Below are 20593 nucleotides of genomic sequence, written 5' to 3'. Positions count from 1 at the left end.
AGTCCAGTGGCACGCAGAGACCAGATTTCCTCGAGATCATGCCGATTTCAGTCCATTCGCACGGGTCTCCTTCATCGAAGCTACAGTCACCCCAACTCGTAGCGCACATCGCCATGACCGATCCAGCACGATTGGCCCATATGGCACGCCCCCTTGGCCGGCGTGCTTGCGATTCGCCCGCCCGCCGGCCCTTCCAGACTGGACCAATGGACCAGGCTCGCCAGCGGAATCAACATGTTGCTGATGTCCTGGCCCATCTCGGGCGGCTGGCCATCTATGGAGCGTATCCACCGGGGAAGTGGCCAGCCGAGCACAATCTGGATATTGATATCGATCATGCGAGCGTCATCGCTGTCGGCGATGGCGACGCGCCAAGTCCTCATCATGACCTACCCACGAGCGCCTCAACGCTGGTCCGCCTCCTCATCACCGTGCGGATACCTGACGGCGACCCGGGTCTAACTATTTCGCCGAACGGACAGGCCTGCCGAAGCGCCGTAACTGATGCCCTCCTGGATGCCCTCCAGCACCTGACGGCGGATCAGGACTCGCCACAGGAGTCACAGCTCTCAGTGTTCGATCGCCCCGCGCCCGGTGCGCTACCCCCAATGACCCTGGCTAGGGTAAAGGGTTACATCGAGCAGCACCTGGCGGAACGCCTCCAACTGGCCGACCTCGCAGCGATCACCAAGCTCTCCGTGAGCCGATTCATCAGTGCGTTCCGGTGTAGCACCGGCACCCCACCTTACCGTTATCTTGTGCAGCGTCGTGTGGCCGCTGCCGCCGTTCTTATCCGGGAGACCAACCGTACGCTGACCCAGATCGCCCAGGAAACTGGATTCTCCGACCAAAGCCACCTGTGCCGAAGCTTCGCCCAGGTATTGCGGATGACCCCGGGGAACTATCGCCGAATCTTTCGGTGACATTACACGCGGTTGATCGAAATCCGAAAGAGCTTCGTCAATTCTGCGTGCTTCAACACCCTCTGACACCATAGCTTGGGAATTACACATGTCCGTCGATGTCTCCGGGCAAATTCAACGATGGTCCACCCTGGATGTGCCGGAGAACGAACGGCGGGATTACTATGCCGCCACGCTGTCGAACAACCTGACGCCTATGGAAGTCGTCTGCGACGAACCCGGACCGCTCAATGCCGGATTCATATCGACCAATCTTGGTCCCATCACCATGTTTCGCATGCAGGGAACGAAACATCGCAGCCTGCGCAGAAAGCGTCAGCTCGCCCAAAGCACTGCGAGAAGCATTCATCTAGTTATCAACTTGGCCTCGGGATGGCGCTTCATCCAACGCAATCGAATGCTTCTTAGGACAGGCGATGCGGTCCTTGCCGACACTCTGCTGCCCTTTGAGCTGGATCACGACGCCTACGACATCGTCAATTTGCAGATCTCTGAATCCTGGCTGCGGCAATGGATTCCCAGTCCGAACCTCTTGGTTGGACGGGTCATCCCGCGGGACTTGGGATGGGGGCGTGCGCTATCTACGTTTGTCAGTGGGTTGTCACCGGAAATGGTTTGCAACTCGACGTTGCCTGGCCGCTTGTTCGTTGACCAAGTCGGTGGATTGTTAGCGCAGGTCGCGCACGAGCTTAACGGGCGCGCCGCTCGGCCAAGCCTTGCCCAGCGTGCACTTAGAATCAAAGCCCAGTCAATGATTTTTCAGCGTTGCACGGAACATGGCTTGGCCTCCGATGCGGTCGCCGGGGCCCTGGATGTGTCGGAACGTGCCATGCACGGTGCCCTCGGGGCGTGCGGAACAACATTCGCTCAGGTCCTCATGGATGCGAGAGTCGAGCAAGCCCGACAATTGCTGACCTCGCCCTTGCTACGCCGCATTTCCGTAGCCGAGATTGGCCATCGTTGCGGATTCTCTGACCCAGCGTATTTTGCCCGAGCGATCCGTAAGCGCACGGGTCATCTACCCTCTGAGCTTCGCCCTTCTCCTGCCCCATAGACATCGGATTATGAGCACGACGGACGCGCACCTTGCCTCTATCGCCCTGGGACCACTCACGCTCGAGTGCGACACAGCCTTTTGGGGTGGCATAGGGGATACGGCCGACAGGCTAAGCGGTGACGTCTATCACCTGCTATTCAATCACGGCATCCCGAGACTGCTTCCTGGTCCGGCTCAGCGCACGCTCAATACGGGCGAGGCAGTGGTACTTGATGAGCAGATGTTCGCTCACTTTGCATTAGGCCAGTCGGCAGGAATCATGCATTGGCTTCTTCCCAACGAGTGGCTTCACGAACGAGTGGCGTCTCCGCGTCAGCTGCTCGGCGAACCCATGCGCGATCAATCCAGATGGGCGGCCGCCCTGAATGCCTTCCTAGCGCAGCTGTCCGGCGAGGTGATTCACTCCGGCCCAGTGGCTCCCGCTATTTTGGCTGCTCAGATCGGAACCCTATTGGCGCTGGTGGCCGAAGCCAACCACCGTGACGTATCACCGACTCCATTGGCCGCCGACCTAGGTGACCGAGTCAAAGCCAGCATTCTCGAGCGATGCTCTGACCCGGGGATCACGGCCCCCGCTATTGCCAGCTCGCTGGGCATTTCGGCGAGAACGATGCATCGAGCGCTTGCAAAAAGCGAAGATACTTTCGGCGGCCTCTTGATGGAGTCGCGAATCCATCTTGCCGAGCGTATGCTCGGATCTCCAAATTTCCGACATGTTTCCGTCGCGGAGATTGGAAAGCGCGCAGGCTTCAAGGATCCTTCGCATTTCACCAAAGTCTTCCGACGCCTACGCAGCGTGTCGCCGGCCGAGGCGCAGCGCCTGGCCGGAGAGGGCAGCGGTTGAACCGAGCGGTCCCGCTCCCTCAGAGAAGACGGCCAGTCACCAGCGCTACTCGCCAAGAGGTGGCAGGCGGTTTTCTAGTGGCCACCACCCGATGCCATGCCTGCTTTAGGCTCGAAGGGGGGCTTCGCTAGCCACACCACCGCGATGAGTGTGAGGAATATCCACCCTAGAACGTGGAAGACGTCGTTGAAGGACAGCTGATACGCTTGTTGTGTCAAGGTCTGGTTGATCATGGCAACGGCATCCTGCTGTCCCCCAAGCTCTCCGAGAGCAGCGGTTGTCGTGGGGTCGTAAATAGTGACGTGCTCCCCAAGTCGTTCGTGATGGACGATAGCTCTATGGTCCCATAGGAAGTTGGTGAGCGACGCCGCAAAACTCGCCCCCAACGTACGCAGAAACGTGGCTAGACCGGCACCATCGGCAATCTCATGGGGCGCCAGATCCGACAACAAAATCGTCAGCACAGGGGCGAAGAAGAATGCGACCCCAAGACCCTGGAGTAGCTGCACCATCGCCACGTGCCGGAAGTCAATGCCGATATAGAAATATGACCGCATCAGGCATGTGGCGCCGAGCACAAGAAAGGCGAATCCGGCCAACACACGGAGGTCGAATCGCGGCGCATAGCGCCCCACTACCGGCGTAAGGATGACTGGAAGCACGCCCAGCGGCGCTGTCGCAAATCCAGCCCACGTCGCGGTGTATCCAAGGTTACGCTGTAACCACTGCGGGACAAGCACGTTAATGGCAAAAAAAGCCGCATAGCCCAGTACTAGGGCGAGAGTGCCCATGCTGAAATTGCGGTGCCTAAACAGCTTCAAGTTGACGATAGGCTCCTTGTCGGTCAGCTCCCAAATTAGAAAGACTGCTATGGCAATGGCCGAAACCACCGCCATGGCAACGATGAACGTCGAGTTGAACCAATCCTCGTCGTTCCCCTTATCCAGAACCACCTGCAAAGTACCCACGCCAATAACAAGAGTCACGAGGCCAACGTAATCCACCTTGGGACGACTTGTGGGTTCCGTCCTCCCCTTCATCTGCGCAGCCACCGTCAAGCTCGCGAAAATTCCGATAGGCACGTTAATGAAGAAGATCCACGGCCAAGTGTAGTCGTCAGTTATCCATCCCCCGAGGATGGGTCCCGCGATGGGGGCGACCACCGTGACCATCGCAAAAAGGGCCAGGGCCATGCCACGTTTATGCGGTGGATAGATCGATATCAAGAGACTTTGGGTAATCGGGTACATCGGACCCGCGACGGCGCCCTGCAACGCACGAAAGAGAATGAGCATGCTCATCGTTTGCGCCGTTCCGCAGAGAAACGATGCCAACGAGAACAGCAGGGTTGACCATACGAACAGGCGAGTTTCACCAAAACGTCGCGTCATAAATCCTGTCAGCGGGAGTGCAATGGCATTGCTCACCGCAAACGAGGTGATAACCCAAGTGCTCTGGTTGGCGCTGACACCGAGATTGCCGGCAATGGTCGGCAGCGACACATTCGCGATGGTTGTGTCGAGAACTTGCATGAAGGTTGCCAACGACAAGCTAAGCGTAGCCAACGCAAGATTAGGGGGACGAAAGGTTTCACTCATGGCGTTTCTCGCAGTACGTGGGTCATGGTGGTACTGCGCCTCAACGCTTGCCAGCCGTGGCAAAGGCAGTGGGGTTGTTGGCATGCACGATGCGATCAATCAGAGCTTGGGCGTCCGCTAGTTGGTGCGCATAGACATCCGTTGCAAGGATTGGCAACTTCGGGCTCTGCGGAGGGAGCAATGGGCCTGATTGGTCATGAAGGTTGACGTCAACTACAGTCGACATACCAATCCGCAACGGATGCGCATCTAGCTCCGCAGGCTCAGTGAAGCGCAATCGAACCGGAATGCGCTGCACAATCTTGATCCAGTTGCCCGTAGCATTCTGGGCAGGAAGGAGCGAGAACGCGCTTCCCGTGCCGACCCCCAGGCTTTCAATCACGGCCTTGTATCGCACGTCACCACCATATACATCCGCCTCAACCGCAACCGGCTGCCCGATGCGCATGTGGAGTAGCTGCGTTTCCTTGAAGTTTGCGTCTACCCATACTTCCCGGAGCGGGACGACGGCCATCAAGGCGTAGCCCGGCTGCGCACGCTGCCCGAGCTGCACACTACGTTTGGCCACGTAGCCGGTCACCGGTGCGAGAATGTCTGTACGGACGTCATCCAGATAGGCCGCCCGAAGACGAGCGACTGAGGCCAGCACATCTGGATGGGAGGAAACGACGGTGTCGTCCACGAGCACCTGGCTCGTGTTATAGCGCTGGGCTGCATTGGTCTGGGCGCTCTGCGCCGACAGTAGTCCGTCGAGCGCATGAGCAAGCTCCTCACTCGAGATGGCGCCTGATCGGGCAAGATCGCGCCGACGTTCGTAATCCTTCTTGGCCCGATCAAGTGCGACGTTGCTTAGTGCAACTTCGGAGGCCGCACCTGAGGCGCTTGTATACAGGCCGCGTACGCGACGCACCGTGCTCGCCAGATCGGCCTTTGCCCTGTCAAGCGCGACGTCAAGCTCAGATTTATCCAGTCGGACGAGTATGTCACCCTTATGCACAAGATCGCCGTCATCCGCCCCGATCAGCATTACGGTGCCGCTGACTTGCGATGTTATCTGGACAACATTGCCGCCCACGTAGGCATCGTCTGTGCCCTCGGACCATCGACCGAACATCAGGTACCAGACAACCACGCTGATTGCGCCGATCATCAAGGTCAATGCCAACGTGCGCAAAAGCCAGCGGCGGCGTGGCGAAGTTGGTGTCGACGCGCCGGGGGCGTCCAGGGATTCTGCTTTGCTGCTCATGGGTGTTCTCGAAGGTCCGCGGTGGCGGTCGGTGGCGCTGCGTCGGACACGGGTCGATACCCACCGCCCAGAGCCTGGATAAGAAGGATTGAACTGTCCACTTCTTCAAAACGAAGGTCAGCACGATGCCGTTCGGCAACCAGAAGTTGCTGACGGACCACAAGGGTTTCGAGAAAGCTACCGACACCAGATCGATAGCGTTGTTCCGCAAGTTGCCAAGCGTCACTAGCCGCTAGATAAGCCTGTTGCTGGTCATCGGCCTGGCTCCCAAGGGACCGTAGGGCGGACAGCTGATCTGCCACCTCGCTGATTGAGCGGACTAGGGTGGCGTCGTACTGCGCGACCGCTGCATCGTACTGCGCGTTTCGGCCCGAAAGCTCCGCACGCCGACGCCCGCCATCGTAGATCGGCAGGCTGATGGAAGGGGCAACCTGGTAGAACCTTGCGGGTAGTTGCAGCACGTTGCTACCGCCCACGCTCACAAAGCCAGCGAGAACGCCGAGGCTCACGTTGGGCATGAATGAAGCGCGACTCTCTTCGATACCTTGACGCGACGCCTCAACGCTCCAGCGGGCCGCTGTAAGATCCGCCCGGTGGCTGATGATCTCGAGTGTGAGGGAGGCCGGAATGGCAACATCAAGGGGAGCTATCTTTCGAGGACGCACCATTTCCAGACTATGATCTGGTCCCTCGCCGATCAACGCGCCCAATGCCAACCGTTTGGCGACAATATCCCGGTCAGCCGCTGTCACCCGCTCCCGATCGCTAGCTACTTCGGCGTCAATCTGGCGCAACTGCGTATTGCTGTCGATGCCGGCCTCAACACGCTGCCGCGTCAGAGTCTGGCTTTGTTGCGCGCGTTCAAGCTCGATCCCTGCGATGTCGCGTGTAACGAACGCGTGCCCGAGCTGAGCGTAGAGGCGCGTCACGTTGACTGAAAGGGCGATTCGTGTCGCTTGCCGCTCCGCTGACGCCACTTGCACTCGTCCGAGTTCGGCTTGCCACGCAGCTCGCCGGCCGCCCCACAGATCAAGGTCCCAGTGGAGGCCGGCGTCCACATGTTTTTCCAATACGTAGTGACCCACCCCGACCGGTGGTGGCAGGGTCGTCGGAAGGTACATGCCTGCTGCTTGCGCGGTCGTCGAGATATCCGGACCGCGCGCGGCATTGGCTTCCTGAACCCGGGCCTGCGCTTCTCGCAGGCGCGCCTCGGCGAGCGCGATATCCGGATTAGTCACCAGCGCTCGATGGATTAGGTCATCAAGCTGGGGATCGCCCAAGCCAGTCCACCAATCCTGTGCTGGCCAAGGGCCAGGCGCGGCGTGCAGTTCGTCAAGTTGCCGCGCGAGGCCAAGGTCGGATGGTTGCGTAGGGGTCAGCTGCGGATGAAGTCCACGACTGTTGACACAGGCAAGCAGAGGGACAACCAACACCATTGCGACAAGGGGCTTGTACTTGAACATGCGTCGTCGCCATTGTTACGGGTGACCAGGGTCGCCGGATTTCGGCTTCACTCCGTCTTAGTAACAACATTATCGAGTCACGACCTAGCCGACTTGTACGTTCTGATTCCGCTTAGCACGTTGTCCTTCCGTCGTTAGCGTAGTGCGCTTCCAAAGCGAACCTGGATAGACAATCGCGGCAGCATTCAGTGCCGCCACGGCTCCGCCTTTTCAGGATCGATTGCATATCGCTCGGCGGCTAGTTGCAAGTCGCTGGCATCCATTTTTCCGTTGGCGACAAGCGCATCAATGGCGGCATGAGCTATCCAAAACCTATCCACTTCAAAGAAGGCTCGCAGGTTTGCTCGAGTGTCGCTTCGGCCAAATCCATCTGTGCCAAGCACGGTGTAGTCCCTGCCCGTCGGAAGAAATGGTCGAATTTGCTCAGGCAACGCGCGTACGTAATCGGACGCCGCGATAAGTGGGCCGACTCTGTTCTGCAGAAGCTCCGTGACATACGCCACTCTCGGCGACTGGCTCCGGTGGAGGCGATTCCAGCGCTCAACCTCGTAACCGTTACGCCTAACCTCGCTGTAACTCGGAACCGACCAGATATCGGCACGTACGTTGAAGTCATCCTCAAGAAGTTGCGCGGCTGCAATGACCTCGCGGAGTATGGCGCCCGAACCCAGGAGCTGAACTCGCTTCTCGTCGGCTTGCGACACGCCGGCATCCTTGAAGAGGTACATGCCTTTGCGAATGCCTTCGGCAGTCCCTTCTGGCATATCAGGGTGCGCGTAGTTCTCATTAAGTACCGTGACGTAGTAATAGACGTCCTCCTGCTCTTGCAGCATTCGGCGGACGCCGTCTTGCATGATCACCGCTACCTCATAAGAGAACGTCGGATCATAGGAAACCACATTGGGAATAGATCCCGACATGAGATGGGAATGCCCATCCTCATGCTGTAGACCTTCGCCATTAATGGTTGTTCGACCGGAGGTGCCACCGACAAGAAAACCGCGAGCCCGCATGTCCGCCGCCGCCCAACAAAGATCCCCCACGCGCTGGAACCCGAACATGGCGTAGTAGAAGAAGAATGGAAGCATCGCAACGTTGCTGACGCTGTAGCTGATACCCGCAGCAATCCAGGCGGACATGCCACCCGCTTCGGATATTCCCTCCTGCAGGACTTGCCCTTGCCGGTCCTCACGGTAATACATGAGTTGACCAGCGTCCTGTGGCTGATACTGCTGGCCGAAAGGCGCATAGATGCCTATCTGGCGGAACAAGCCCTCCATCCCAAAAGTACGCGCTTCATCGGCTATCACCGGTACGACCCGAGGACCGATTTCCTGGTCGCGAAGCAGTAGATTCAGGCCGCGCACAAAGGCCATCGTAGTAGAGATCTCTCGGTCCCCAGTACCCTTTGTGACTTGCTCGAACACCGCCAGATCAGGCGCTTGGAACAGTTCGTCTGCTCGCCTACGCCGTTGAGGAAGGAAGCCACCCAGTGCCTGCCTCCTTTCCTTCAAGTAGCGCACTTCAGGCGAGTCTTGACCCGGATGGAAATACGGGATATCGGGTAGCTCGCTATCCTGGATAGGAATTCGCAGGCGGTCCCGCAATGCGCGGATAGCCTCGTCGTCCATCTTCTTCTTGTTATGGGTAGGATTCTGTGCCTGCAGGGCCTCACCCATGCCATAGCCCTTCACGGTCTTTGCAAGGACAACCGTTGGCTGTCCCACGGCATGAAAGGCATCGTGATAGGCCGCATAGACCTTTTGTGGGTCATGCCCCCCGCGATTGAGATGCTCTATGTCCTCATCCGAAAAATCAGCGACCAGTGCCGCGGTCTCGGGGTACCGCCCAAAGAAGTGCTCGCGCGCGTATGCGCCTCCAAGAGCCTTGAACGTCTGATAGTCACCATCCACGGTTTCCATCATCAGCTGACGCAGTCGACCGCTACTATCGCGTTCAAGCAGGGCGTCCCATCGACCACCCCAGATCACTTTGATGGCGTTCCAACCAGCCCCGACGAAGGCGCCTTCGGCCTCCTGGATAATCTTGCCGTTGCCACGAACGGGACCGTCGAGTCGCTGCAAATTGCAATTGACGACAAAGATCAGATTGTCGAGCTTTTCACGACCTGCAAGCGAAATTGCGCCCAGTGATTCGGGTTCATCCAGTTCGCCATCGCCAAGGAAACACCACACTTTTCGATCGCTCGGCGCAATCAAACCGCGGTGCTCCAGGTACCGCCAGAAGTGTGCTTGATAGATCGCTTGTATCGGCCCAAGTCCCATCGATACCGTGGCAACTTGCCAATAGTCCGGCATCAGCCACGGGTGGGGGTACGAGGATAGCCCCTGCCCTGCACCCTCGACCTCCATGCGGAAGAGATCCAACTGCTCAGCACTAAAGCGTCCCTCAAGGAAGGACCGCGCGTACATCCCGGGGCTGGAGTGGCCTTGGGTGAAGATGAGATCACCCGGATGATCGAGGGACGGGGCCCGAAAGAAATGGTTGAACCCAACGTCGTAGAGCGTTGCGGAGGAGGCAAAGCTTGAGATATGGCCACCCAAGTCGCCAGGCTTCCGATTGGCTCGCACCACCATGGCCATCGCGTTCCAGCGAATAATGGAACGTATCCGCCACTCCATGGCAGGATCACCGGGATTGTGCGCTTCGCGTCGCGCCGGAATGGTATTGACGTAGTCGCTCACCGTCTGAAGTGGCAACAGAGTCCCTGTTCGCCGTGCCGAGTTGATCATCCTGTCGAGCAGAAAGCGCGCTCGGCCCGCACCGTCATTCTGGATAACCGCGTCGAGTGACTCGATCCATTCATCGGTTTCTGAAGGATCAATATCGTTTGACGGCTTCTCGCTGGAGTTGTCCATGGTCTCACCACTTTCAAGGCTTGTCGTACGTCACCAGGTCTTTCTGATTTTCATCCACCACAAAAATTGCGAGCAGACTTGCTGGCTGAGTCTTGCTTGCGTTCTCGCTGACCACGTGGTGCGCACCAGGCGGCTCGCTCCAGCTCTCGCCGGCCTGATACACACGAGAGCTGCCATCCTCAAGCTGGCTACGTATCTCTCCGCTTAGTACATAGCCCACGACGAAAGCATCGCCGTGGCGATGGGAGGCTGATGTCATGCCGGGTGCGTACGTCACGAGGAGGCCTACCATCTTCTTCCCCGGGGCATTTGGCAGTGGGTGCGAAAAGGCCGGCTGGACCGATTCGTGTGGCGTGCCAACGTTTAGTCCGGAGATTCCATCGGCGTGGCCAACGAGTGGTGCGACCCAAAAAAGGGCCAGCAGCATAGCTCTGATACTCATAATCGACTCCAGCAAAGTGTAAGTCGGACGAATGGTGGCGCCAGTTCAGCAGACCGGCCGGGTGACCCGCCGCGCCTGAGTTATGAGCATAAGTAACTTATGGCCGCCTTCATTGAACGTTTGGCGACGAGATTGACGAAAATTTCTATAGCTGGCCCTGGCACCCCAGCGATCTGGCTCGCCGGGGTGCCAGATCGCTCAGGCCACGACGATGCGGGCCGGATCGGCCGCTGCAAGGGCTCCGGCCCGATCGTCGCTCGGAGGGTAGATCCATTCAGTATTAATCTTCTGCTTGAGCGCCTTAGCTTCCGGGCCCACGAGTACCACCTCGCGCTCCCAGCCTTCCGTGTAGACCGCGCCCCATGGGCCAAGGTCCAGGCACGTCACATACTTTGGCTGGCTATACGGCATGGAAGGCAGGTTCAGTAGCTCGGCGGCGGCATTGTGGCCGGCAGAGCGCCCCATGTTCATCGCATGCTGACACGACATCATGGTCACGTTGCCTAGATGGTCCGTCGCGGCCATTGCAACATCGCCCGTCGCATAGACGACATCGGATCCACGTACTCGCAATTCGGGCGTCACATGGAGCCGGCCGAAGCGATCGCGATCTGAGGAAATGTGATCCGTAAGCCCACTTGCACGTACGCCGGCAGTCCAGATGACCGTCTCACTGGGAATGTGCTCCCCGCCCGATGTGATGACGCCATCCGAATCAATGGACGCCACCGTGGTTCCCAAGCGCATGGCAATGCCCATCTCACGGAACGCCTGCTCGATGACGGGACGCGGCCCAGGCCCTAAATCCGGTCCGATGGCGTCCGCTTGCTCGATGACAATCACGTTTACCGCAGTCTGGGGGCCGAGAATCGAGCGGAGACGTGCGGGCATTTCCGCCGCTGTCTCGATACCAGTGAAGCCACCACCAACCACGATAACTGTGTTACGCGCAGCCGAAAACGGTCGATTCACTAGGCCACGCATGTGGGAGTCAAGCCGCACGGCTCCTGCCAGTTGGTCGACATTGAATGCGTGCTCCCGCAAGCCTGGTACAGGGGGCAAGTGCAGTCTGCTTCCAGTTGCAAGGACCAGGCGATCAAACGGCATGATCGCAGGTGAGCCAGTCTCATCAATGTAGTCGACCGCGTGATCTGCATCTCGAATACGCTCGACGTGCCCTTGAACGAAGCGGACGCCGACAATCTTGAAGAGACGCTCCAACGATGGCGCTACGTCCGAAAGGTCGTGCTCGTAGAGTCGCGGCCGAACATGCAAGCGAGGCTCCGGCGCGAGCACTACGACCTCTAGCGCCTGGCCGGCACTGCCGGCCGCGTCGACAGCACGCGCCGCCGAGAGAGCACTCCACATTCCAGCAAAGCCGGATCCGACAATCAAAATTCGATTCTTCATCACGTCACTACTCGTCAGTCTCATGGGAAATCCGGGCATACGGGTGCCTAGCAGGCACACCCCGAGGTAGCCCGAACAAAGGTAGGAATTGAGTTAGAAAGGTTACGTCTTACGTCGGCGGCGCCCTGCCGTCCTATCGCTGTCCGTAGGCGCCTTCGTATCCGTGCGAGCGCTCCAGCGCGCGTTGAACCAAGACCTGATGTCCTGTGTAAAACCGTCGGGGGCCTTCTTGCCTGTCGATGCCGCAAGATCAGCAATCGTGGTTCGTGCCAACTCCCGACGCATAGCCTGTTCGGCGCGAAGCATTACCGCGTGTACACCGCAAACGCCGTCGATCGACCACGCAGGTGGCTTGCCGCCGAACACGGCACAGCGGCCTCGAATCTCTTGGCACTCAAATAAAGGTTTGGAACCTTCGATTGCATCGACTACATCGAGTACCGAAATGCAGTCAGCCGGACGCGCGAGTCGATAGCCACCCCGTACGCCACCGGTGGCTTCGACAAGGCCGGCCTTCTCCAGCCTGGGAAACAGTTTCGCGACAAACGACGCAGAAATCCCTTGAAGGTCCGCAAGGTCGCGGCTGCTTGCCGGCTCGGCATGCGAGCCGGTTAGCCAGAGGAGGCAATGCAGCCCGTATTCGACCCCATTTCCAAGGTGTGCCATAAACACGGACTCTATTGGTCGGCGTTTATATCGGCAAGTGCCCTAGGCTGGCGCACAAAAGAGCGCGGCGAGCAAAGACAGCGGCAAACCATTGAATCAAAGGTAAATAGTTGGCGTACGGCAGAATTGTTCCGGCCGGGGAAACGATCTGTCCTCTCCTGGAGCCCGGTCAACGAAAGCGGCGGCTGCCCGCTTAGCGCTTGTCGATGTTGCGACGCCAAATGCCCGGGGTGACGCCCAGTCGGGCCGAAAACGCCCTGGTGAAGTGACTTTGATCTGCGAACCCGGCCGCCAGCGCGATATCAGAAAGCGGGCTCTCCCCATTACGCATGAGGTCCATCGCGAGCTCGATCCTGCGCTGGATGAGCCACTGGTGCGGCGACATTCCCGTGCTTCGCTTGAAGGCGTTGATGAAAGCGCAAACCGACAATCCGCACGCGGTAGCAACGGTGGCAAGAGCGATGCCATCGGCTAGATGCTCCCGCATAATTTCCTTGGCTGTTCGCTCCTGCCACGGTGCAAGGCCACGGATCAGGGGCGCGACGTGTTGGCGAACTCCAATGTAGTTCTGTACCAGGTGACTACGAAGTGCCAGTAGCGCATGGTCGACGAACAGGGCATTGCTGTTTTTGGCGGCATGCAAGGCGGGTAGCAACGCGTGACCCAAAGCCTCAATAACACCATCGGCTACTAGCTGGCCATGCCGGCAAACTAGTGCTCCCGCCCTGATACCTAACTCCGTGGTGACCTCGTCCAGCGCCGCCTGGGTCAGGTAGAAGAACAGTGGGTGATAGGGCTCGGCGATGTAGGCGATGGGATCGCGAGTGAGGTCAAAAAAACTGGAGTGTCCGGCCACGATCGGCTGCACGGGAACTGATTTCCCGTCCACCCAGAGCTCGTGCTGAGAAAGGCCGCGCAACTGTAAGCCGATGAGGAAAGCTTCCTCGCGCACGATCGGTGCGGTGAACCCATAGTCGTACTCTTCACACCGAAGCTCGGTCACCGCGAGTCGGTGATCATTGGCAGTCAGCGAGACCAGGGTTGGCGGATCGTCCATTTGGAACGACCGCCCCAATCGACTTCCGTAAGCCTCATGAGCCATGACAGCCTCCTCCACGCCCGCGCAAACTTCCGGTGCGACAGCGTCAATATCCTCGGCCATTATCCAGCCTGACGCTATATGTCTTTGTGCCGACCGCACACGACGCCGGACAGAACGATCACAGGGTTTTGGAAGATTACAGTTGCAACCACCCTTGATCCCGGCCTCCTGTCCGGCGGGCGCCCCACGTCGGGTCAAGAAGATGCAACGCTCGGCAACTATAGGCAATCGCCGTCGCGACATTATCAATAAGCTTTTCCCACACGAGATGTGGGGATCGTCCATGATCCGGTCAAAACGGAACCAACACGACTCACTGGCTGCATCCCTGCTTCCCAGGGCGTATTCAACCGATCCTCACGATCAGATCATCTGCGCCGTAGGTTGCGATGCCTATAGCACGATCTTTGGCATCATACCCACGGCTCTCGCCGTGCTCCGAACGGCAGCAGAGATTGAGCCCGTCCCTTCGCGCCTACTAGATTGGTATCAGAACGATGCCATTGCCGAACTGGGAAGTTTTACTGCGGAACAACTGGTAGGCATGGGGCGCGGAGAAGCTGTCGTCGCCTTCCTCCGCCGCTTGCCGAGATCCCGTTATTGAGTCAATCGCCGACTGAGGCATCCCGACTCAATCGCTCCAGTGACTGAGTATTGATGGAGCGTAAATTCCGTCCAGCGATATCAACCCACCCTCGCTCTCGAAAGCGCCCCAGGATGCGACTGACGGTTTCCGCTGCAAGGCGCAGATAGCTCGCCATGTCCGTACGGGACATTACCAAATGAAAGCCATCTTCATGAGATCGACTTGCTGGCAGGCGCCGCCTGATATCCAGAAGAAATATCGCAACACGCTCTTCTGCCGTGAGGTCGCCCATTATCGAGATAGACCTGCTCAGTTGCTCGCTCATCAATGCGAGCAACTGGCGCTGGACCGCCGGAACGCGATCACCGAGAAATTGAACCTGTTCAAATGAAAGACGACAGCACTCCGAATACTCAAGCGCAACAATATCGCTCGAGTGTCGACCGGAGTGAATGGCTTCGAGGCCAGCAAGTTCACCAGGAAAATGAAAGCCATTGATTCTCTCGCGTCCGTCACTGGTAATTGACCGTGACTTCACCACGCCCTTGCGGATCATGAATACATCAGTTAAGCGATCGCCTCGTGAAACCAGATAGTTTCCAGCACCGCACGCACTCGGCCGCCCATCTACACAATGTTCGCTGAGCTGACTGCGTATGCCGCCGCGCCCCACACATGAGTGCGAAAACGGACACTCTTCACAGCGTACTGGCCCTATGGTCCGTGGCCACCTCCTCCGGTCACGTATCCCGTGACTCATTGGAGCCAATGCCTTCATGGCATTGTTTGGTGAACCCTCCAGCGTGACTTCTTTCGGACGCTCCCGCCTACTCGATGATGCGTGCATAACAGCTCTCAGATTCATTATGTGATTTCTTGTCCCACCGATCGATCGACTGCTAGTCGACGCCGGGAACACCGAGCATCTGGTCCCAGACGAGATCGAAGTCACCCTCGGCTAAAGCCTCATACGCGGTTCGTCCACCCAAAGAGCGCTGTCGCATGCACATCCAACGCGCCGCGCGATCTCTTGATCCAAGAAGCTGTAGAAGCATGCCGGCAATGGTGGACGCTCGCCTCTCCAACTGCCCGAATGCCTTCATCCGGGCCTGATCGCGCAACGCCTCAACTTGGGACATCTCATTGGCAATATCTTCGAATCTGCATTGAGCCGTGCGCATAGTGACGACATCTCAGTGATGGCCAGAGATTCGCAGCCTAGCCTTGCGCTTCTGGCCTGGCTTGTTGGTTCTTACTGGGCGTTGTCTTTTCTTTCTCGCCAAGGAACCTGCTTGTGACGATCCCGTAAAGGAAAGCTCCAAGCGGAGCGATAACATGCAATTCATCGAGCATCTCTGCAGCCAGAATACCCACACCGGCTCACCCAGCCATCCGGAGGACCATCCATGAGCCAACGTCTTGATTTCTACAAGGCCAGCCCCGGCGCGATTAAGGCCATGGTTGGCCTGGAGCAACGCATCGGGCAAAGCTCTCTCGAAAAGCCCTTGGTCGAGCTGGTGCGCCTTCGCGCATCACAGATCAATGGCTGCGCTTACTGCATGGACACGCACGCCGCTGATGCGCTTAAGGCTGGCGAAGATGCTCGTCGGCTTGCGACGCTTTCGGGTTGGCGAGAAACCCCGTTCTTCAACGAGCGTGAGCGGGCGGCGCTAGCCTGGACTGAGTCGCTTACCCTGGTCAGTCGTGACCACGTGACCGACGAAGTCTGGGAGATGGTGCGCCCCCACTTTTCGGACGAGGAGCTTGCTGACCTGACTCTTCTCATCGTGGCCATTAACGGATGGAATCGTTTTGCGATCTCTTTCCGCAAGCTGCCGGCTTGAGAGGAAAAAAGCCACAGGCGGTCCCGGCGTTGCCCATTCCGGCCACTGCATGACCTATCTACCAAAGGGCTTGCGCAGGCAAGCTCCTTTGGCGCTCTAAGTCAGTCCCGGGTCGGGCGATGCGCCCTTCAAGTGACGCCTCGACAACTCGAATGAGCTCAAACGAAGGCCTCGGTTGCCACCCCTAGCCCGCCGAAGTCGCGCCTCCGTGGACCTTGCCCACCAACTCAGCCGCTCCGAAACGCTCTTCGGCAAACGGCGAAGCCCGCTGGCGCACCCGTGAACATGAACTGCTTCCAGGGATCGGCGGGCCGTGGCCGCAGCCCGCCCCCAGTCTGCATAGCATTGGCCCTGTGATGCGCTCCTGGCTCGCCCGCCTTCAGGCCGATTGATACCCTTTTGAGCGTTGCGCCCATAATCGACTGGGCTGATCATCGCCACGGCAAACTGTCAACGCATGTTGGGTGAGACCTCGCTTGGACACGTCACAAAAGACCATCCGCGTACTACTCGCAGACGATCATCCGATTATGCGGGACGGTTTGCGCTCATCTATTGACTTCGAACCGGACATGTCAGTGGTTGGCGAGGCATCGGATGGCCAGGAAGCTCTGGATCGGTACAGGGAGTTGCTCCCCGATGTGGCATTGATTGACCTCCAAATGCCTAATGCTGACGGTTTGCAGGCCATCCAGGCCATCCGCGCCTTGTATCCGGATGCGTGCTTAGTTGTATTGACCACCTACCCTGGTGACGCGCGTGTTCGACGTGCACTCGAGTCCGGCGCGATCGCCTATTTGCTCAAAACGGCAGACCGGCAGGACATGCTCGCGGCCATACGTGCAGCAGCGGCTGGGCGCCGAGTCTTGGCTAAAGAGGCGGCCGACGACCTTCATGCCCATGAAGGCTACGAGCTGCTCACCCCTCGGGAGCTCAGTGTCCTTCGCTTGGTTGCAGAAGGAAACGGCAATCGCGATATTGCGCAGAAGCTGTGTATTTCCGAAGACACCGTGAAGGCCAGAATGAAGACCATTCTGGATAAACTCGATGCTGAGGATCGTACGCACGCCGTCACCATCGCACTGCGGCGAGGCTTCATGGACTAAGTGAAAAGCTACTCCGCCGCAGCAAGAGCCTTGCCGCGACTCGCGCTGCGCCAGGCTCCGGGACTGACTCCCATCCGCCCCACGAACACGCGAGTGAAATGACTTTGGTCCGCAAAGCCAACGGACAGCGCAATATCTGCAAGTGAAATGCAACGGTCCACCATCAGGTCCAGTGCCTTATCGATGCGCTTGCCAATCAGCCACTGATGCGGCGTTTCACCAAATGTATTGCGAAAGGCGCGCAGGAACGTACTCGGGGCCAGCTGGCAGGCATCCGCCATCGACTGTAGTGAAATGCCGCTGGCAAGATGCTCTGTGATCAACGCAGTGGCGCGCCGATGCTGCCAGGGTAGAAGTCCGCGATTGGCGTTCCGTGGCTGGCTCGCCGGCATCGCCCCGTAGGTATCCAGCAGATGCCCGCGCAAGGCTAGGAATAGGTGATCTACTAGCGTCTGACTAGGTCGATGACCGCAATTGACCATGGCCAGCATCGTACGGGCCAGCACCACAACAAATGGGTCAGCGATTGCCTCACCCGTGGCGCAGCTAAGCACACCGTCCATTGCGCCATCGTTTATCGCCAAGCCATCCATTGGCACCTGAAGCCAGATCGAATGAAATGGGCCGACGGCGTAGAACGTAGGGTTCTGCTGCAAGTCCGCGACCATTACTGCGCCCTCCTGCAAGGGGCCTCGACTTACACTACGGCCCTCAATCCACATTTCATGATCTTGCAGCGGCAGCAAATTAACGGCAATCACGTAAGCGCGATCACGAGGCAACGGAGCGGTCGGACGTTCCATGGGAGTATTCAGCCGCACGTCCGTCATGGCGAAAACGGCCTTGCGAACTGGGGTGGCCAGCAGCGTCGCCAGGCTTGAAACCCCAAATGATTGACCAAGACGTGTACCGTAGGCACTACACATGGCAGCTCTCGTCGCGAGTGGATGAGCCTTGCTCGAAGCGACACTGTATGGACGGCCGTTGAAATGCGCGGCACCCTTATGGGTACAATTTTCCGAAGGTCCTGAGACGAAGGACATTTACGTCGGCATTGATGCACCAAGCACGCTTCCCTCCGTATGTGTGATGGGCGCAGAGGGGAGGCAGCGACTTAGGGATGGCAACGCCTACCATGGGTCGGAAGCCGGCCCCCTAGTGATGTCGAGTCATGAGCCACCAGTGGCTGCGATGGTCGTCCCGAGGAATGCGGGATACGCCCTTCCCCGCTCAAAGACGACTGCACTTAAGCTTCCAGAGGCGTTAACCGGCGAAGGATCGGCGCTTGATGCAGTGTTGCCCCATGCGTCTCTTCCAAAGGCGATTCTGCCAACGACACACCCAGGTGGGCAGCCAGGCGCAGCAGGATGGCGCTCCACCCTCCTCCGCAGCTGATATGCCACACAACCAGGCAAGCTTGCCTCCGATCGATCGGACCCTCAGCTTCAATCATCGATAGCAAATGAACTTGTACCAGAGCGACCGCAGCAATGGCTCCGCTCAGGGCGGTTCTCGGGGGTGTCGCTTCCAGCCACTCGGATGCTGGCGACAAGTCTCCAACTGTCCAATGGCTTCCTGTAACGCGTGCAAGGCGGCCCTGGGATACAACAAGTTGTTGGCTCGACAGGCGGAGCATCCTGACCTGCAAGCGGCCAAGACTAGAGGCTACGGCGAGAAGGATTGGGCGGGCGTCGTCCATAAGGCCAGTCTAGGGATATCGAGTCTCAGCAGATGATATCGACACCAATCGAAAGTGGACTGATCCACGGAGACCAGCTGGTGATCTCATGGGGTGCACCAATGCATACCCCCGATAACCGACCCTAATCACTCTGCCATGTCGCGAACCACACGGTGAGCTGTGCGGATTCGAGCTATGCCTGGACGTGCTCTTTTGCGGGACATTTTCTTGCCCCAACTTCCGACTCGACTGCAACAGCCATCTTGCACATCCGATTTCGTCGCCTTGGCGCTGGCCGAATTAGCCGAGCGCAAGAGCATTGCCCTCGACTTCATCTAACTCAGGTCGCCCGATGCGGAACGACTTCATCGAACGCTGCAAACGGCGGCTATCGACGTAGTGTCCTGGACGTGCCCATATTCCCCACGCTTCACCAGGTGCGCGAGCACGCGAAGCAACGACCAGCCGCATACAACTGCGAGATGCCCCATAACAGCCTCTGCGGGCTAACGCCTGCCGAGATTCGTGTCCAGAGTGACCCCGCTACCTCTAGTTATTCCTGTCATTGATCTGCGGGGGGGGCGATACTTTCAGCAGAAACCTTCGATTTGTCTCGATGCAAAGCGCAAGGTTTTTTGCTCAAGGCGCGTGAATTTCCATCAGTAAATGATTGTTTTTTCTACTGTCGCAATCACTTGCGATCAAGGCACTCTTGTGAGTCCTCACGGGACTCGCTAGTTTCTGCGCTGCCATCGCATTAAGACGCGCCAGGGGGCCGCTCAAGCGATGGTGACTCGGGGGGCAAAGGAATGACTCTCTTACCCAGAAATGTTCTGGGCACGGCACGCGCACGGAAGGGCGCCAGGCGACACCTGTTTGGGGTTGCCATCTTCGGCCTGCTCACATCCTCATCAACCGCGCTTGCAGCGGCTGAGAGTTACGACTGCCTGATCGAGCCTATGCAGACCGTCGAGTTGGGCATGCCGGCGAGCGGACTGATCGACAAAGTGATGGTCAAGCGCGGCGATCGCATTGCCCGCAACCAGGTGCTGGCGTCCCTGGACTCCCATGCTGAACAGGCGGCGACCGATCTGGCCCACTACAAGTCGCAACTCGCAGGCCCCGCTCAACTCGCGCAAAGCAAGATCGAATTCTCCCAACGCAAATTCGGCCGTCGTCGCGATATGGCCGACGAGAAATTGATGTCGCGCCAGGACAGCGACGATGCCGAAGCCGAACTCAAGCAGGCGCAGGCCGAATTGGTAGAGGCGAAGGAAAACCGCGAGGTGGCGCGGCTGGAATACGTCCAGCAATCGAGCCAGCTGAGCTTGCGCACGATCCGCAGTCCCTTTGACGGCGTCGTCGTCGACCAGATGATGTGGGCCGGCGAGATTTTCGAGCCAGGCGCCACGCGACACGCCGTGTTGAAGCTTGCCCAGCTCGATCCATTGCGCGTACGCGTCGTGATGCCCATGCGCGCATTCGGCGAACCGGTGAATGGCATGTCCGCCACGGTGACGCCGGAAATTCTCTCCAGCAAGGCCTACACCGCAAAGATCACCAGCGTGGACCGCATCATCGATGCGGCGAGCGGCACCTTCGTTGTGTTCATGGATCTTCCCAATCCCAAGCTCGACATTCCGTCGGGCGTGAAGTGCAAAGCCGCATTGAACAAGTAATACCCGGCCAAGGGCTGCATCGGCGTTCGCGCCGCACCCTGTCCGACGCGTCACACCCATTCGCAGG

The 20593-nt window shown here is 58.6% G+C and carries 18 protein-coding genes and 1 pseudogene; 7 read left to right on the top strand and 12 right to left on the bottom strand.

From position 1 onward, the window contains the following. Nucleotides 1-86: 86 nt before the first annotated feature. Complete coding sequence (locus H8F01_RS21920; RefSeq protein WP_238481075.1) at nucleotides 87-338, bottom strand: hypothetical protein; 252 nt, start codon at nucleotides 336-338, stop codon at nucleotides 87-89. Between the two features lie 270 nt (nucleotides 339-608). Here H8F01_RS21920 and H8F01_RS22030 point away from each other — a divergent pair, with 270 nt between their 5' ends. From H8F01_RS22030 to H8F01_RS20150, 3 genes are all read left to right on the top strand, one after another. Continuing rightward, a complete protein-coding gene (locus tag H8F01_RS22030) occupies nucleotides 609-923 on the top strand; it encodes a helix-turn-helix domain-containing protein (RefSeq protein ID WP_425490123.1) in 315 nt (104 codons plus the stop codon). Between the two features lie 88 nt (nucleotides 924-1011). Beyond that, entirely contained in the window at nucleotides 1012-1977 is a 966-nt protein-coding gene (locus H8F01_RS20155; RefSeq protein ID WP_187056787.1) for a helix-turn-helix transcriptional regulator, read from the top strand. 10 nt (nucleotides 1978-1987) lie between these two features. Continuing rightward, nucleotides 1988-2824: a helix-turn-helix transcriptional regulator gene (locus H8F01_RS20150; protein WP_187056786.1), complete on the top strand. Its 837-nt coding sequence runs from the start codon at nucleotides 1988-1990 to the stop codon at nucleotides 2822-2824. Nucleotides 2825-2898: 74 nt separating this feature from the next. Here the strand turns inward: H8F01_RS20150 and H8F01_RS20145 are convergent, their stop codons facing one another. The 10 genes from H8F01_RS20145 to H8F01_RS22025 form a co-directional block, all read right to left on the bottom strand. Then, nucleotides 2899-4422, bottom strand: a complete 1524-nt coding sequence (locus H8F01_RS20145; RefSeq protein WP_187056785.1) for a DHA2 family efflux MFS transporter permease subunit — start codon at nucleotides 4420-4422, stop codon at nucleotides 2899-2901. 40 nt (nucleotides 4423-4462) lie between these two features. Continuing rightward, a complete protein-coding gene (locus H8F01_RS20140; protein ID WP_187056784.1) occupies nucleotides 4463-5668 on the bottom strand; it encodes an HlyD/EmrA/EmrK family protein in 1206 nt (401 codons plus the stop codon). After that, on the bottom strand, nucleotides 5665-7131 hold the full coding sequence (locus H8F01_RS20135) for an efflux transporter outer membrane subunit (protein WP_187056783.1): 1467 nt from the start codon (nucleotides 7129-7131) through the stop codon (nucleotides 5665-5667). Before H8F01_RS20135 ends, H8F01_RS20140 begins: the two co-directional genes overlap by 4 nt. Before the next feature lie 185 nt (nucleotides 7132-7316). After that, a complete protein-coding gene (aceE, locus tag H8F01_RS20130) occupies nucleotides 7317-10010 on the bottom strand; it encodes a pyruvate dehydrogenase (acetyl-transferring), homodimeric type (RefSeq protein WP_187056782.1) in 2694 nt (897 codons plus the stop codon). Nucleotides 10011-10023: 13 nt separating this feature from the next. Further along, a complete protein-coding gene (locus H8F01_RS20125) occupies nucleotides 10024-10437 on the bottom strand; it encodes a cupin domain-containing protein (RefSeq protein ID WP_238481074.1) in 414 nt (137 codons plus the stop codon). Nucleotides 10438-10650: 213 nt separating this feature from the next. Then, on the bottom strand, nucleotides 10651-11862 hold the full coding sequence (locus H8F01_RS20120) for an NAD(P)/FAD-dependent oxidoreductase (protein WP_187056780.1): 1212 nt from the start codon (nucleotides 11860-11862) through the stop codon (nucleotides 10651-10653). Nucleotides 11863-11964: 102 nt separating this feature from the next. Further along, entirely contained in the window at nucleotides 11965-12528 is a 564-nt protein-coding gene (locus H8F01_RS20115) for an RrF2 family transcriptional regulator (protein WP_187056779.1), read from the bottom strand. A gap of 193 nt (nucleotides 12529-12721) precedes the next feature. Further along, nucleotides 12722-13630, bottom strand: coding sequence for a helix-turn-helix domain-containing protein (locus H8F01_RS20110; RefSeq protein ID WP_187056778.1), 909 nt, complete (start codon nucleotides 13628-13630; stop codon nucleotides 12722-12724). Between the two features lie 605 nt (nucleotides 13631-14235). Beyond that, entirely contained in the window at nucleotides 14236-14976 is a 741-nt protein-coding gene (locus H8F01_RS20105; protein WP_274380599.1) for a Crp/Fnr family transcriptional regulator, read from the bottom strand. A gap of 139 nt (nucleotides 14977-15115) precedes the next feature. Continuing rightward, the gene (locus H8F01_RS22025; protein WP_425490122.1) at nucleotides 15116-15271 is read right to left on the bottom strand and encodes an antitoxin Xre/MbcA/ParS toxin-binding domain-containing protein; all 156 of its coding nucleotides are present in this window, start codon (nucleotides 15269-15271) and stop codon (nucleotides 15116-15118) included. A gap of 351 nt (nucleotides 15272-15622) precedes the next feature. On the opposite strand from H8F01_RS22025, the gene H8F01_RS20095 reads away from it, so the two are divergent. Together H8F01_RS20095 and H8F01_RS20090 are read left to right on the top strand one after the other, a co-directional pair. Beyond that, nucleotides 15623-16060, top strand: a complete 438-nt coding sequence (locus H8F01_RS20095; RefSeq protein WP_187056775.1) for a carboxymuconolactone decarboxylase family protein — start codon at nucleotides 15623-15625, stop codon at nucleotides 16058-16060. A 476-nt stretch (nucleotides 16061-16536) separates the two neighbouring features. Further along, complete coding sequence (locus tag H8F01_RS20090; protein ID WP_187056774.1) at nucleotides 16537-17166, top strand: response regulator transcription factor; 630 nt, start codon at nucleotides 16537-16539, stop codon at nucleotides 17164-17166. 8 nt (nucleotides 17167-17174) lie between these two features. Here H8F01_RS20090 and H8F01_RS20085 read toward each other — a convergent pair whose 3' ends face one another. Then, entirely contained in the window at nucleotides 17175-18092 is a 918-nt protein-coding gene (locus H8F01_RS20085) for a helix-turn-helix domain-containing protein (protein WP_187056773.1), read from the bottom strand. Between the two features lie 1028 nt (nucleotides 18093-19120). Between H8F01_RS20085 and H8F01_RS21915 the strand changes: the two are divergent. Together H8F01_RS21915 and H8F01_RS20080 are read left to right on the top strand one after the other, a co-directional pair. Then, nucleotides 19121-19416 (top strand): annotated as a pseudogene (locus H8F01_RS21915) (integrase core domain-containing protein); the annotation flags it as partial. A 240-nt stretch (nucleotides 19417-19656) separates the two neighbouring features. Beyond that, nucleotides 19657-20526, top strand: coding sequence for an efflux RND transporter periplasmic adaptor subunit (locus H8F01_RS20080; RefSeq protein WP_187056772.1), 870 nt, complete (start codon nucleotides 19657-19659; stop codon nucleotides 20524-20526). The last annotated feature ends 67 nt before the right edge of the window (nucleotides 20527-20593 follow it).

This window comes from Dyella telluris (genome assembly GCF_014297575.1).
Classification (GTDB): Bacteria; Pseudomonadota; Gammaproteobacteria; order Xanthomonadales; family Rhodanobacteraceae; genus Dyella; species Dyella telluris.
Note: the sequence above shows the minus strand (reverse complement) of the source record. Positions and strands in the feature narration are given on the sequence as shown.